10 protein-coding genes and 1 pseudogene are annotated in these 15,735 nt (G+C 36.4%); 3 read left to right on the top strand and 8 right to left on the bottom strand.

The features are described from left to right. Positions 1 to 236: 236 nt before the first annotated feature. Positions 237 to 1,028, bottom strand: coding sequence for a TerC family protein (locus tag GD441_RS10535; protein ID WP_153126394.1), 792 nt, complete (start codon positions 1,026 to 1,028; stop codon positions 237 to 239). Between the two features lie 281 nt (positions 1,029 to 1,309). After that, positions 1,310 to 3,055, bottom strand: a complete 1,746-nt coding sequence (locus tag GD441_RS10530) for a methyl-accepting chemotaxis protein (RefSeq protein ID WP_153126393.1) — start codon at positions 3,053 to 3,055, stop codon at positions 1,310 to 1,312. 306 nt (positions 3,056 to 3,361) lie between these two features. Here GD441_RS10530 and GD441_RS10525 point away from each other — a divergent pair, with 306 nt between their 5' ends. Then, complete coding sequence (locus GD441_RS10525) at positions 3,362 to 4,762, top strand: APC family permease (RefSeq protein ID WP_153126392.1); 1,401 nt, start codon at positions 3,362 to 3,364, stop codon at positions 4,760 to 4,762. 291 nt (positions 4,763 to 5,053) lie between these two features. On the opposite strand, the gene GD441_RS10520 is transcribed toward GD441_RS10525, so the two are convergent. The 6 genes from GD441_RS10520 to GD441_RS10495 form a co-directional block, all read right to left on the bottom strand. Next, positions 5,054 to 6,427: an RsmF rRNA methyltransferase first C-terminal domain-containing protein gene (locus GD441_RS10520; RefSeq protein ID WP_153126391.1), complete on the bottom strand. Its 1,374-nt coding sequence runs from the start codon at positions 6,425 to 6,427 to the stop codon at positions 5,054 to 5,056. Positions 6,428 to 6,911: 484 nt separating this feature from the next. Beyond that, positions 6,912 to 8,432, bottom strand: a complete 1,521-nt coding sequence (locus GD441_RS10515) for an MFS transporter (RefSeq protein WP_153126390.1) — start codon at positions 8,430 to 8,432, stop codon at positions 6,912 to 6,914. Positions 8,433 to 8,897: 465 nt separating this feature from the next. Further along, positions 8,898 to 10,046, bottom strand: coding sequence for a mannitol-1-phosphate 5-dehydrogenase (locus tag GD441_RS10510; protein WP_153126389.1), 1,149 nt, complete (start codon positions 10,044 to 10,046; stop codon positions 8,898 to 8,900). After that, positions 10,047 to 10,478 (bottom strand): PTS mannitol transporter subunit IIA, encoded by a 432-nt coding sequence (locus GD441_RS10505; protein WP_153126388.1) that lies wholly within the window; start codon positions 10,476 to 10,478, stop codon positions 10,047 to 10,049. A gap of 5 nt (positions 10,479 to 10,483) precedes the next feature. Then, positions 10,484 to 12,583, bottom strand: coding sequence for a BglG family transcription antiterminator (locus GD441_RS10500; RefSeq protein WP_191992154.1), 2,100 nt, complete (start codon positions 12,581 to 12,583; stop codon positions 10,484 to 10,486). A 240-nt stretch (positions 12,584 to 12,823) separates the two neighbouring features. Next, the gene (locus GD441_RS10495) at positions 12,824 to 14,260 is read right to left on the bottom strand and encodes a PTS mannitol transporter subunit IIBC (RefSeq protein ID WP_153126386.1); all 1,437 of its coding nucleotides are present in this window, start codon (positions 14,258 to 14,260) and stop codon (positions 12,824 to 12,826) included. 270 nt (positions 14,261 to 14,530) lie between these two features. Here GD441_RS10495 and GD441_RS10490 point away from each other — a divergent pair. Both GD441_RS10490 and GD441_RS10485 read left to right on the top strand, forming a co-directional pair. Further along, positions 14,531 to 14,881 (top strand): annotated as a pseudogene (locus GD441_RS10490) (pre-toxin TG domain-containing protein); the annotation flags it as partial. A gap of 9 nt (positions 14,882 to 14,890) precedes the next feature. Next, complete coding sequence (locus GD441_RS10485; RefSeq protein WP_021096119.1) at positions 14,891 to 15,379, top strand: SMI1/KNR4 family protein; 489 nt, start codon at positions 14,891 to 14,893, stop codon at positions 15,377 to 15,379. The last annotated feature ends 356 nt before the right edge of the window (positions 15,380 to 15,735 follow it).

The following is a 15,735-nucleotide window of genomic DNA, read 5'->3' as shown; positions in this document are numbered from 1 at the left end:
TTCCAGTCTGAATAAACCTCTTTTAGGAATTCAGAGGTTTTGGATATTATCCCGTCAAACGTTTTTTTAAACTCTTTTAAAGTTGTAGGAGCTGGAACTAGGTACGCCTAATCTCCCTGTATACAAAAAAACAGATCTTCCGCAGGATGGAAGGTCTGTTTTTCTAATTCATAGATTTTTTAAATCTAAAAGGTTAGTTAAACATTAAAAGCAATGTTTATTGAATACTTGGGATCCTATACATTTGCGTTGGATTCTTCTATAGATGTACGTTCTTTTTTCTCCTTTGAAAGAAACCAACCACCTAGTGCAATGAGAATAAGCACAGCATAGAAGGTTATTTTCCATTCAGCTGATTTTGCAAATCCTACAGGTAATATAGCTAGCTCTGGATGTGATAACGTATAAACAGATAGCTTCACTCCAACCCACCCAACAATAAGAAATGCTGCGATTTCTAAGCCTGGTTTTGTATGAAGTAATTTTACAAAGAAATTAGCTGCAAAACGCATAATAACTAAACCTATTAGTCCTCCAGCAAAAATCACGAGAAACTTTCCACCGTCTAGTCCGCCGATTTGGGGCAGTTTTGAATTGGGAAGTGTAACCGCCAAGGCGACTGCTGCCAGAATAGAGTCAACCGCAAACGCGATATCAGCTAATTCAACTTTGAAAACAGTTCCCCAAAATCCCGATGGTTTCCTTTCTTTTATTTCATCCTTCTTTTCTTTTCCTTTGTTCACTACCAGTTTTCTAAAGATATGATTGATTGCGATAAACAATAGATAAAGAGCGCCTATAGCTTGAACTTGCCAAACATCAACAAGGTATGAAATCGCAAATAGGGAACCGAAACGGAAAACAAATGCTCCTGCAAGCCCATAAAACAACGCTTTCTTTCTTTCCTCTTCTGGAAGATGCTTGACCATAATCGCTAATACAAGTGCATTATCTGCTGCTAAAAGTCCCTCGATTGCAATTAAAAGCAATAATACCCAGCCATACTCTAATAAAATTCCAAATTCCATCTACATATTTCCTCCTTATAATGTGATGTTATGGGTGACAAATAAAAAACCTTTACCAAAATGCGGTAAAGGTTTTACATACAAATAAAGACCCTTACCAAAAGGTAAAGGTCTTGCTAACAACGTCATGTTGCCAACAAAGCCGAGAGTGTTAAACTCCGAAATGACGACTTTATTGTAAAAGCTACTCCCCTTTAGGAGAACTATTCAGCTGTTTAAGTTAATGATAATTCATTCCCTATGAAACTGTCAAATTTTATCTATTTGCTCCAATGATTATTTTACAATTTAAACTTTTCGAGAAGTCTTTGTAATTCTTCGGCTTGATTGGCCAGGGCAGTAGCTGAAGCTGAAACTTCCTCCATGGAAGCAAGTTGTTCTTCAGCCGCAGAGGCAGCTGTTTCTGTACCTGCTGTTGCCTCTTGTGCAATTTGAGCGGATTGATTCACAGCAGCTACCACCTGATCTGTTCCCTCGACAACAGAATTTGCCTTATTCGTTATATCCTCTATTTCACTCAATACCTTTTCTATTGAATCCTTTATTAACGAAAAATTACTGCCGGCTCCCTCTATCGCAGCCATTCCATTGTCTACTTCTGTATTAGCTAATTCCATTGTACTTTTAGCATGCAAAGTATTCTCTTGAATCTTCGCAATTATTTCTGTAATTTGCTTAGCAGAAGAGGTAGACTGTTCCGCTAATTTTCTTACTTCACTTGCTACCACTGAAAACCCTTTCCCATGTTCTCCGGCTCTAGCGGCTTCAATGGAAGCATTCAAAGCCAACAGATTTGTTTGGTCAGCAATATCTGAGATCACCTTAATAATATTCTCTATGTCTTTGGATTGCCCATTAAGTACCATAATGATATTCCCTAAATTTTGAGCAATCGATTGGATATTCTGCATCTGATGAACCACTTTTTCAAGAGATCTTTCCCCATCCTTCGCTAAAGAGGAAGCATGCTCTGCGCTTTGAACCGTTTCACTTGTACGCTGAACAATTTGATGGATGCTTGTCTTCATTTCGTCCGCTGCTAGAGCAGTTTGCTCCGCCTGTCGTAACTGCTGTTCAGCACCAGAAAAGATATCCTGCATTGTATTCGATATTTGCTCTGTTGCTTTGCTTGTTTCCTCTGCTGATGCCATCAACTGTTCTGAAGAAGCAGCAACATGCTGTGTATGCAATCCAACCTCCTTAATAATCGTTTTTAACTGGGAGGTCATATGATTAAATCGATCTGCAAGACGCCCTATTTCATCTCTTCTGTTCACATTAATTTCTTCTACTGTTAAATCGCCGTCTGCTATCTTCGAAACCGCAGCTTCCATGTCTTTCAATGGCCTGATCATTCTCTCTGAATATAGTAAAATCAGGGCTGCACCTGCAAGTAAAGATACTCCTAATGTTATTAGAAGGATATAAATAATATGATTGGCGCCCTCATTAAAATCAATGAAATAGGTTCCCGCATTGACAATCCAACCCCAATGAGGATCCTTTCCTACATAGGTAATTTTTTCAGCTGTTTTTTGAGAATTTGGCAGAGGCCAATCAAATTCTAAGTATCCTCCACCCTTTTCTCCTAATTGAACAAGCTCTTTACCGACTAACAATCCATCTTTCGATTTCGTGTTCCAAATATTTTTTCCTTCTAATAAAGGATGGGCTACTTCATTAGCTTTTTCATCAAGAATAAAAATATAACCATTCTTCCCTAAGTCAAAATGCTTAGAAATAGGTCTTGTTCCATCTTCCCGTTTTTTGCCGAGAATTGTTTCTTTTACTTTTTCCTGTGCTTCTTCTAATGATATGTTTCCTTTTTTGACTTGTTCATCCATTACTTCAATTAAGGCAAGAGTATATTGAACATTATTTTTCAAATTAATTTTGCCTGCCTCATCTAATTCTGACTTAGCATTAAAATACCCTGTAATACCAATCAGTAAGCTTGGCACTGCTAAAAGAAAAAAGCCGATTAAAATAATTTTGGTTTTTAATGTTTTCTTCTTTTTAGTTCCCACTGTGATGTCCTCCGATTTTTAAAAAATCCATTCACTCTTATTTTTCGACATATACAATAATTTTTTAATACTATTTTTAATTATGAGAAAAATTTTTTCTATTTACATGATGTAAATAGAAAAATACCTTCAACATTCATCTTATTCAGTGCTAATAATGGACATCCTACTAAAAATCATTCTGACAAAATACTCTTAATTCATAGAATAATATTATATTAATAAAACATATTGAATAATTATTCCTATGTATATATTATTAATCCTGTGAATAAAAATAAACGATTATTAGGAAGGTATGCAACAATGATTTCTACAGAAAAAAAGAAGATCGGTGTATTAGGATTATCCATCATTAGTATAAATACAATACTCGGTTTAAAAAATATTCCTTTTGCTTCTACAGTTGGGCCATCTGCTATCCTTTATTGGATTGTAGCTGCATTTCTATATTTTATACCCATTAGTTTAATCGTAGCTGAATTATCTACGACTTATCCTGATCAGGGTGGAGTGAGTGCGTGGGTAAACCGTGCTTTTGGCAAAAGAGCAAGCTTTTTAAGCAGTTGGTTTTATTGGGTTGCGAATTTTACTTATTATCCATCCCTCTTACTCGGAATTACAGTCAATCTGGCTTATGCAGTGAATCAACAGCAAATTATCGATAACACATGGTTAACGACGATCATTACGATTACGATTTTCTGGATTATCACATTGTTAACATTACGCGGTACGCAAATGAGCGGAAAGCTGGCGGCAATCGGTACTCCACTAGGCGTTATTGTACCGATCATCTTACTTTTCGGTTTTGGTTTAGCCAGTATTCTAAGCGGACAGTCTTCAGCAACAGAATTTACAACACGGACGATTACACCGAATAATCTTTCATTAGATACAGTGATGTTTTTGTCCACGTTGATGTTTGCCTTTTCTGGTATGGAAATGCTTGCAACCATAGCAGGCGATGTAAAAAATCCGCAAAAAACCTATCCAAAAGCGATTTGGATTACTTCAGTGATTATTGGAGCCGTTTATGTTCTTGGTACCATTGCTTTTCAATTTGTTATAAATATTAAACCAGATCAAACAGCAACAGCTTTTTACTTATTTGCTGATCAAATCACACAGCAGTTCCATTTACCGTTTCAATTATCACAGGTTCTTGGAGCTTGTTTTGTCGTTTCTACTTTGGGCGCATTGTCATTTTTGATTTTGAATCCGAGTGTCATGTTCTATGAAAGCGGGAAGACGGTTCTGCCTAGTATCTTAACAAAAACGAATAGAGCAGATATGCCTGCAAACCTTATTCTTTGGCAGGCCGTAGGCGTAACCATTATTTTACTGTTATCTGGGTTTGTTCCGACAATCTCTGATGCACTGAACATGCTAATCTTTATGGCAACTCTCGCCTTTTTCATTCCTTATATCTTTTTAATTTGCGCGTATATCAAGCTGCGCAAGACAGATCATGCAACAGTCAGACCGTTTCAAGTTAAGAATAATGCATTAGCCTATTTGGTGGCAGGCATTGGTTTACTATCCGTTATAGGAACCATCGCATTAACCTTAATTCCTGCACCTGATACAACCATTTCCCAATATGCACCACTTGTTGTTGGACCTATATTTTTTGCTATTTTAGGTGTTTGGTTCTATCGAATAGGGACAAAAGAAAAAGAAGTAGACTTGAAAAAAGTGAGTTAATATTCATTTTTATAAAATTTATTTGGTTGATATTGTATGTTTATTCCCCATTCTGAGAATAAAATAGATGATTAGGAATCCCACGCTACTAAAAAAGGAGATGATTGTTTGTAATCATCTCCTTTTAAATTGTAGACAAAGTATATTATCACGCACATTCTGACTGATTGAAAACGCTTGTCAGTCGTTAAACGAACCCCTGCGAGGAGCGGAGTTACCCTAGACGTAATGAGCATCGAAGTAGGGGTCGTGACGATGAATGCGAGCGTTTATCAACGGTCTGAATAGTCCTTACAAATTCCCCGTCCATCTTAAACCTTTTGGATAATGGTTTTTTAGGACACCATTCACTAGCTTTCCCCATCCAATAGAATAACCATCGACTTCGACAAGATACCAGCCTTTAGGACCTTCTGCTGTTAGTGATTCTCCTCTTAAATAAGCCATTAATTCCGGGGAGTCCTTTTCTAAGTTCCATTTATTTTTCACTTCTGCTCCTTTTAACGATAGAGCCAAAGCATGTGAAGGCTCAAAACGGTTTTTCTTAATTGTACCTAGATGCCATCCAGCTCGTAATACTTTAAGATTATTCAAAGATAGCATTTCTTTAGGAATCATATATAATTGATCACCAAATAATACATACTCCCCTTTTGGTATTTCCTGCAGCGTTTCCTTCGCAAATTGCAAATAGTCCTTTAGTAATTTTTGATCCTTTACCGTTTCTGCATATTTCCGTTTAGTCGTTTCCTCGCCTTCTGTCTTTCTTAAAACGGCGATATAGTGCCCTTCTCCTTTCACTTGATGCGGCCAAATTCGAATCGTTCTGTCGATGTTCGCTGCTCCGTCAGAAATCCAATCAGCCCGACCTTTTCCAAAGCCTTCATAGACTTGAACCTCTTCGATTTCAAATCTTGAATCTAGCATTAAAAACTGACTGATTACTCCTTCATTTTCTTCTGGTGAAAACGTGCATGTGGAGTAGACGAGCCTGCCTCCAGGTCTAAGCATGTTTGCAGCATGTTTGAGGATATCAATCTGGCGAATAGCGCACATCTCTACGTTTTCTAAGCTCCATTCTGCGCAAGCTTGAGGATCTTTGCGGAACATTCCTTCTCCAGAACATGGGGCATCCACCAAGATTCGATCAAAGTAACTAGGGAATCTTTGTGCTAAACGATCCGGAGTTTCATTGGTAACAACGGCGTTTTTGATGCCCATCCGTTCAACGTTTTGAGAAAGAATTTTGGCTCGTGCTGGATGAATCTCATTGGTAAGCAAAAAGCCTTGTTGCTTCATTCTTGCAGCGATATGAGTGGTTTTTCCGCCTGGAGCTGCACATAAATCCAGAACCTTCTCTCCTGGCTGTGGATCCATCATTTCCCCTACAGCCATTGCACTAGGCTCTTGAATATAATACAATCCAGCTTCATGATAAGGATGCTTGCCGGGCCTTTCCTCATCTTTATAAAAAAATCCTTCCTTTACCCAAGGAATTTTCTCTAATGTGAATGGACTTATTTCTAAAAATTCATCGATTGACACCTTTAATGTGTTAACCCGAAGACCTTGACTTTTGTTTTCCCCATAGCTTTTTATAAAAGCTTCGTATTCATCTTTTAAAAGACCTTTCATTTTTACTATAAAGTCTTTTGGTAAATCCATTGTGTTATCACCTCAAATTTCAATACACACTCTATCTTGTTTTCACCATTCATATTTCATGTTCTCTAATGCACATTGATTTAGGTAAATAATTGTTATTATAATATAATATTCTTAGCATCTTTTTCAAAATCCAAAAAACATTATAGCACTAAAGTTTGTTTATATTGAGAGCACTATCGAATAGGTAATGTTGGAAATCTAATTTTAAATGAGGCATTAAAAGAGAAGCTCTTAGGTTTATAGTCAATTTTCACAGTGTTTAATATTCAGTTAAAATGTTTGATAATTGGTTTAGTTTTTAATATTTCTTTCTCGATTCGAATAAAGTATGCTGAATGATGATTATTATATTAACAGCCACTATTACAGCTTGGTAATAGAACAGTTTTTGTAAATGCTTTGCACAAATATAGAAAGCTCATCCTATGACGATACAAAGGATGAGCTTTTTTTCAATTAAAATTTGACGATCAATCTGCCATTATGCAGCCTCATTTACTCCGCTTTTTCTCATTTGGTAACGGTCCCTACCTACAAATAATGAAACCAGAAATCCAATAATACCAGCAATGAGTGCTAATTTAAAGCCGTGGTGCAAAGCTGTTTCTACTGCGTCTCTCATAAACTCAATAACCTGAGGAGGAAGCTGTACATTCTCTTGCATCAAAATTTCTGGCTTTGCCAATTGTTCAATCTTATCAACAGGCATTTTGGAGGCTGATGCAAATTCTGTCATCTTCTCATTTAAATCATTGTTCACAATAGTTGCAGTAATCGCAGCCCCTATAACACCGCCAATACTGCGCCAAAATCCTACAACCGAAGAAGCGATTCCGATATATTTCATTTCAACGGATTGAGCTACAGCATTTTGAGAAACACTCATGAGTGGACCAAGAACGATCAGTCCCATCGTGATCATCACGAGTGTTACCGTCCACTTCGCCGTATCATGCGTAATGGATCCAAGCAGATAAGCCTCGAATATACCCACTGCCATGGAAAATGCCATAATGGTACGGAAAGGAACTTTTGTACAAAGGAAACCACCTAAAATTGCACCAATCATAATCGGAAACATCATGGGCGTTAATACGCTGTTTGAGTTTTCGTTCCCAATGACAGCTACTGAAAGAATAGGAAGATACGTAATGGCAGAGAACATGATGGCTCCCTGGCAAAACACTACAATGCTTGTTCCCAACACCATTTTGTTTTTAAAAATAGAAAGAGGCAAAATCGGTTCCTTCGCCTTTCTTTCCACCAATAAAAACAACACAATCGAAAAAGCGGCTCCACTAAACATCCCAATGATTTGAACGGAGTCCCATGCATAATCCTTCCCGCCCCATTCTAAAGCAAGAAGTAGCAAAACGGTTGAAGAAACTAACAGTATGGTCCCGAGATAGTCCACTTTTGGTTTTTGATTTGACTTGGATTCTTTTAAAGCAAACAACAAAGTAATAATCGATAGGATGCCAAAAGGTACATTTACATAAAAACACCATCTCCACCCTAACCAAGAGGCCTCGGAAATCCAAGTACCAATTTGTGGGCCAAGAACGGAGGAAATACCAAATATCCCTGCAAAAACACCAGACATTTTGGCAGCTTGCTTAGGATCTGTTGAAATCGAATAAATAATCGTGAACGAAATCGGAAAAATGGCTCCTGAACCGATCCCTTGAATGACACGATAGGCAATCAGCTGATCGATATTTTGAGCCGTTCCGCATAAGGCTGACCCAATCAGGAACAAACTAATCCCAATCAGATAAAACAATTTTCTTCCAAATAAATCACTCATTTTTCCAAAAACGAGCATCGTACTTGTCGAGGCCAGCATATAAGCCGTAAAAATCCAGCTCATCTTATCAAATCCCTCAATATCCTTGATCACTTCACTAATGCTGGCAGAAACAATTGTATTATCAAGTGATGCCATAAAAAGCCCCAACGCCATAGCTAAAATAACCAATGGCATTCTTTTGTTTTGTTCCATTATTTTCTCACTTCTTCCCTTGTAATCGTTTATTATTTCTTAAAATAGAATATCACGTTAAACAACACAATATGGAAATGTTTTTTCGACAAATACTTCACTTGAATAGGACAAAAAAAGGTGCCTGCCCCATGGTGCATGAAAGCATTACTACCAGGAGCAAAAACTTATTTTTTTAAATCCATAACCTTCTCAAATTTTTATCAACCTATTGATTTATATTTAGATCAGATAAAGTTTTTCATCAAAACTAAACTATAAAATAGGAGAGATTTGCAATGGCAAAAGAAAAAGTGAAGAAACCATTTTATAAGAAGTGGTGGGTGTGGAGAAAATACTAAAAATGTAAAAACCCACGAGATAAATTTATTTTCTTCGTGGGTTTTCTTCATTCATAAGGGCTTTGGGGACAGCCCCTTTACGATTCGTTGTACTATTATAAGAAAAGATAACGTAACACTTCTTTTACTTTAGTTTTTGATAAGCTTGAACTACACTTTCTACTAAAATATGATGTTCATCTAATCCTGTTATTTCACTAAATGATTTTGTGACTCCATTACTTGCTATGTTTTTCTGAAGTTCTAATGATTCTGGGTCATCTTTTGATTCAAATGCTAAGGCTGCTGCCATAACTTCTACTAAATGATGTGGAACTTCGTTGAATAGACTCAGAAAATCTAAGGCAGGAGCAACTAAACGATCCTTTGAACCAAGCTTACGGATCGGAGCCCTTCCAACCCTTTGTACATCATCAATGATAAATGGATTGGAAAATCTCTTGATGATTTTTTCAATGTATTGGTAATGCTCGGCTCCATCGAATTTATGCTTAGAAATCAGGACCTTTCCTGTCTCCTCTAAAGCTCCCAACACAATATTTTTTATTTTTTCATCTTCAATCGATTCAGCAATGGTTTTAAAACCATGAAGATTACCTAAATAGGCTGTGGCTGCATGACCAGTATTCACAGTAAACAATTTTCTCTCAATATAAGCGTTTAAGTTATCAACAAATAACGCTCCTTGAATCTCTGGCTTACTGCCTTTTATCCCCGTTTGATCAATAACCCATTCATAAAATGGCTCAACCAAAACATCTAATAGGCGTTCATTTTTTTGATTTGGAACAATTCTATCAACTGCAGCATTTGGAAAACCTACATTCTGCTTCACCCATTGTTTTTCCTCTTCGTTCAAGTGTTCTAAAACGTATTTTTGAAGCTCACTGCTTCCGCCAACCATGTTTTCACAAGCAATGATATTTACAGGCTGACCTTTAGTTTCTTTACGTCGTTTTAGCCCTTCAGCAATAAGCGGGGCAACAAACTTTAATATGTTTGGTCCTACTGCCGTTGTAACAAGATCTGAAGTGGCAATCGATTCAATCGCCTCTTCCTTCGCTTCAACGCTATTGATTCCTTTGATACCACTAACTGTAAAAGTTTCTCTTTCTTCGTTTGCCAGAATCACTCGATACGATTGTTCTCTGTTCATTTCATCAATCATCTTGCCATTGACATCAATAAAATCAATTTCATAATTCGCTTGATGCAATAATAAGCCGATAAAACCTCTTCCGATATTTCCAGCACCAAAATGAGTGGCTTTCATTTAGTTCACCTCACCAAGAAGTTGAAGAATTTCTTCCACTGATTGAGCGTTTACTAATTTTTCAACATTTTCTACCTCAGAGCAAACAATCGCAATCTTTGAAAGAATATCTAAATGTTCATTATCTTTTCCAGCGATTCCAATTAAGATCTTCACAATGTTACCATTGCCAAAATCGACTCCCTCAGGAACTTGTACAACGGATAATCCTGAATGAAGAACAGCCGCTTTGCCCTCTTCAGTTCCATGTGGAATAGCAAGATAGTTTCCCATGTAAGTGGAAGTAAGCTCTTCCCTTTTCAGCATTTCTGTAATATATTCCTCTTTTACATATCCTTGGTCCACTAAAATTTGGCCAGCTATTTTTATAGCCTCTTCTTTATTACTGACTTTTTGATTTAATAAGATATTTTCTTTTTTTAAAATTGACATTTTTGTCACTCCTTATGTTTTTGAACAAAGTTGTAAAAGTAATGTTGAGTAATATATTGAATCAGATCGTTACGGATTGCCGTTTCGAAAACTTGAATACTTTCTTCAGACTGAATAATGAGGGCACTGATAAAGCTCATGATTTCTAAAATATTTGAGCTAGCTTCCTCAGGAACTAATAGTAAAAGGATTCGTTCAACCTTCATGGTCTTTTGATCCATCGACTTAATGAACTTAGGATATTTTAAATCAATGACAATGAATGAAGGTCGAATTACATGCTCGCTCTTTGCATGATAAAGGGCTAGTTTCGTTCCAGGTATTCCTAAACCACCTAACATTTCTCGTCGTTTTAAGGCCGTTACAACGCCATTAACACTTTGGATCAATCCTTTTTGTAAAAGACTTTCACAAACTGATTGAAGAATACTTTCGATTTCCGTATCCTCTTTGATTTCATATAGGTCTAACGATTCTAAGATGTGAATGAGTTCAAAGGATTTCTCTGTAAATCCTTTAAAGTCATCAAACTGAATGAAATATTGAGATGGGGTATTCTCTTCTTTAGAATCGGGCTGCGCTAAATAGTCCCCTTTTTTACCGATATATTTTTTTATGGTATCAATTTCTTCATCTGTTAGCATTGGACTAACAAGAAGATACTCTTTAGGTAGCTCTTCAATCGGTATTGTCGAAAGAACAAGATCATATTGTTCAACATTCACTTTTTTTAATTCAAATGCTGAAATACTTTTTAATTCAGATATACCAGGAATTTGATTTTTAATTTTTGTAGCCAGCATTTTTGACGTTCCGATTCCACTTGAACATATAATCAGCACACGAATCTTGTTTTTGATTTTTTGAGAATTCAATGCGGATCCAAAATGAAGAACTAAATATCCTATCTCTTCATCAGGAACATCCAGATCTGGCAAAGCTAAGGAAACCGCTTTCTTTACCGTGTGAAATAATTCCTTATAATCTCTTTTAATCTGATCTAAAAGAGGATTCGAAATTCTCATATTTTGCCTTAATCGATATAGAGTTGGCTGCAGATGTGCTAATAATCCTTGAAATAAAGAACGATCATCCCTTAACGTAGCCCCCATCAGCCTTTCAACCGTTTTGATTAGCTGATTGACAATAAATGCAGTCTCTACATTTTCCTCTTGAACATTTACTCCTTGCTCAAAGCGGATTTTGGCACCTCTCAAGTGCATGGTAATATAACCAATTTCATCCTCTGGTATATTTTGATTAAAAATTTCTTGAAGCTTATGCGCAATTTCCCTTGCAAATTGGAATTCCTTTGTCAATCTGAGTTGGGATAAATACTCCTCTTTAATCGTAATCTTTTCCCCTCGTTGAATTCGTTCCATAGCCAATGCCAAATGTACAACTAAACCAACGTAGGAACTATCTGCTAGCGGATAAGGAAGACGACTATTGATTTCTTCAATTAAATGTTCAATAATAACTAGCTTTTCTTTTTGAACAAGTCCTAGTAATCGTTCTGAAATGGAATCAATGGTATTGGTTGATTTTTTTTGAATATTTTCTCTTAATAACTTTAAGAAATCTTGTACATCCAAACGATCAGAAATTAAACTTCGGATCATTTTTCTCTTTGACTCCTCAGAGCCTACGAGTTCGATTCCGTACCCTCTTCTTCTTACTAGAGTTAAGCCAAATTTCTCAATATTGGGTTCTATTTTATCTAAATCATGACTGACTGTTGCAGCTGTAACTCCTAAATCGTTTGCCAAAGAAAACAATTTAACGGGCTCCTGGCTTTCTAAAAGGGTACATAAAATAATCATGATTCTTTCATCCGGAGTATATTCTGTATAATCCTGTTTTTGAATGGCTACTCTTAATTGATGCAAATGATTTTTATCACCAATTAGCTTGATCCCTATGCCAGAACGCTTGACTAATTGGACATCAAATGGTTGGATCACATCTTCAATATTTTTTAAATCTCGGTGAATGGTCCGTTCACTCACATCTAATAATTCTGCTAGTTCTTTAATCGTAACTTCTTGATTCATCTCATCGATCAAATATTGAAGAATAAGACGTTCTCTTGCTGAAACAATCATTCCTCTCATCATCTCATTTCAGAATAAGTTACTGACACAATTTAATTATAAATATTCCCGCAACTTTTATTCAAAGGTTTCATAATGTGTTTTTTTCAGAATCCTTCCTGACAAAATTAAATTATTCATTGTTAAAATAAAGTATTTCTATTTTCACATAGCCTAATATAAATAAAGGGTGACCCTTATCGTAAAGAGGTGCACCCTTTCATATATAATACGTAGAAATTTTTTTATTTTCTATTTTAATTGATTAACAATTTCATCATACTTTGGACTATTTAAGAAATTTTCTACTGACACATGGTAAGCATTAGGAAGCTTTGCTTTTGCACGATCGGTTAAATCCTTATGGGTAACGACAAGATCAGCATCATTCGGCAAGTTATTGATTGAAGTATTGGAAACCTCTACGTGCTCAATACCAGCCTTTTGAACTTTATTTCTTAAGATGGAAGCACCCATTGCACTAGATCCCATTCCAGCATCACATGCAAAGATGATCTTCTTTACATTCTTGAAATCGAAAGTTTTAGTTCCCTCTTGATCTTCTTTACTCTCAGCTAACGCTGCACTAATAGAGCTTTTCTTTCCTTTTAAAGATTCCATTTTCTCTGTAGCCGCCGCTAAATCTTCCTCTTCTTCTTTCTTGCTTGATTTAAGAATGAATGAAGCAACAGCGAAGGAAACTAATGTTCCCACGATAACACCTGCCATTACTCCTAAGTAATTGCCTTTTGGAGTCATTGCTAATAGTGCAAAAATACTTCCCGGTGATGGAACAGCAACTAATCCTGCATTGAAGATTGTAAAAGTAAAGACTGCGCTAATACCACCTGAAATCACAGCTAATAACAATAATGGTTTCATAAGGATATATGGGAAGTAAATTTCATGAATTCCACCTAGGAAATGAATAATTGCTGCTCCTGGTGCAGATTGTTTAGCAGTTCCTCTTCCGAAAATCATGTAAGCTAGTAGGATCCCTAAACCAGGACCAGGATTCGTTTCTAATAAGAATAAGATAGATTTTCCTGCTTTTGCAGCTTGTTCAATACCAATTGGACTTAAAATTCCGTGGTTAATCGCATTGTTTAAGAATAATACTTTAGCAGGTTCAATGAAAATACTTGCTAGTGGAAGAATACCTGCATCAATAATCACTTGTACTCCACTTGCTAAAGCTTTATTTAAACCTAAGACTAGTGGTCCGATTCCTTTAAACGCTAATAAAGTTAAAATTGCCGCCAAAATACCTGCTGAGAAGTTATTAACTAACATCTCAAAACCAGATTTGACTTTACCATGAAATAACTGATCCACTTTTTTAATTAAATAACCGCCCAAAGGCCCCATGATCATGGCTCCTAAGAACATCGGGATGTCTGCTCCAACAATGACCCCCATCGTTGCAGTAGCACCTACTACTCCCCCGCGAACATCATAAACCATCTTTCCGCCTGTATAACCAATTAGTAACGGTAAAAGATAGGTAATCATAGGACCAACGAGTTTTGCTAAATTCTCATTTGGTAACCAGCCAGTTGGAATGAATAAGGCTGTGATAAAACCCCAGGCAATAAATGCACCTATATTCGGCATAATCATTCCGCTTAAGTAACTGCCGAAGCGCTGAATCTTGACTCGGAAATCACCTTTATTCTTTATTTCAGACATTTATCTCACCTCTTTACTATTCATGACCTAATAATAAAGCGTTTTCATTTTGTGAACAATGGAAAGTAAATTTGATTTTGACTGTAGGAATGTTGACAAAAATAAATAATATTTGATAGTGTGCCTGTGCTCTGCGATCCCGAATTTTTAGAACATAAATATTGGATAAAAAAACTGGAATTGAGCTTTTCTTTTGAGATCGTTGCAGTGCAAGAAAAAACTCACCCTAATCAAAATCAGGATGAGTTTATTTTTAAGGGTACGGGTAATGTTAGACCGTATGATGTCGTACCGTATCGTCCAAGCAATGCACCACTAGAAAATCGCCATGGTATATTAGATGTCTGGGCTAAGCATAATGTACCAAACTATGTAAGTAGAGGTGCTGATACCCCTACAGTTGCTTTGACAAAAGCACAACATGATGCCACAAAAGCAATATATAGACAATGGTTATACGAAAAAACCGGTAAAAAAGTTGGAGGAAAAGTAGATTGGAAAACAGTTTCGCCGAGAGAAATGCAACAATTAACAGAGAGAATGTTCGATGCTGCTGGTGTTCCCCAGTCTGCTAGAAGAGAGTATTATCGTGCATTTCATCAATATATTTATCGGGAGTAGTGAAGAAAAATGAGGATTGAGAATTTAATTAATAAAATAAAAAATTTAGGGGATTGTGTAGTTTATCCTCCAGCTGGTATTCCAAATGTGAGTACATCGCATATTTTACCTGATGATGTGTATAAGTTTTATGAGTTATGTGGGGGGGCGCTTTTATTTGAAAAGGCTGATTATTCCATTTTAATAGTCCCTCCTCAGGATTTTCAGTTAGCTAACCCTATTATTGTAGGGGAGTTATGTGAAGAAGATATTTCATCCGATTGGTATATCTGTGCAACGGATAGAAATGGAGAGTACATTACGATTGATTTGAATCCGGGTAGGCTCGGTAGGTGCTATGACAGCTTTTATGATAGGCATGGGGTGGTAGGAGAGTGTTCTATTATAGCGACTTCTTTTACCGATTTATTAGAACGATTGATAGAAAATAGAGGTAGACATTGGTACTGGCTACAAGAAGATTTTATACCGTTAGGTGATGCTTACGATGATTTTTAAAGCCATTTTTGAGAAAGGATGCTTCTCAGGATTCCTCCCCGGATTTAAAAAATTATATAAGGTATTTAACAATAAATTGAAAACCTTGACTGGCTATATGCCTTTCAAGGTTCTTTTTATTATTAATGGTTTCGCTCTTAAAATAATTGAACATTAACTTCAGAACTCATGATGGTTATACCTACATGGAGTTTTGGCTGATATGCATACTAAAGAGACGGATACCATTAATACCCTTCGAACATAGTTTAAAACACGGGAGAACGCATTCTCGCGGCGAGAAAGTGGAGATAAACATTGAACCGACTGTGACAATACTAAACGGGCACATTATTTTTGTATTGTATTTTCACTAG

Source organism: Peribacillus tepidiphilus, assembly GCF_009466385.1.
Lineage (GTDB): Bacteria > Bacillota > Bacilli > Bacillales > DSM-1321 > Bacillus_BN > Bacillus_BN tepidiphilus.
Note: the sequence above shows the minus strand (reverse complement) of the source record. Positions and strands in the feature narration are given on the sequence as shown.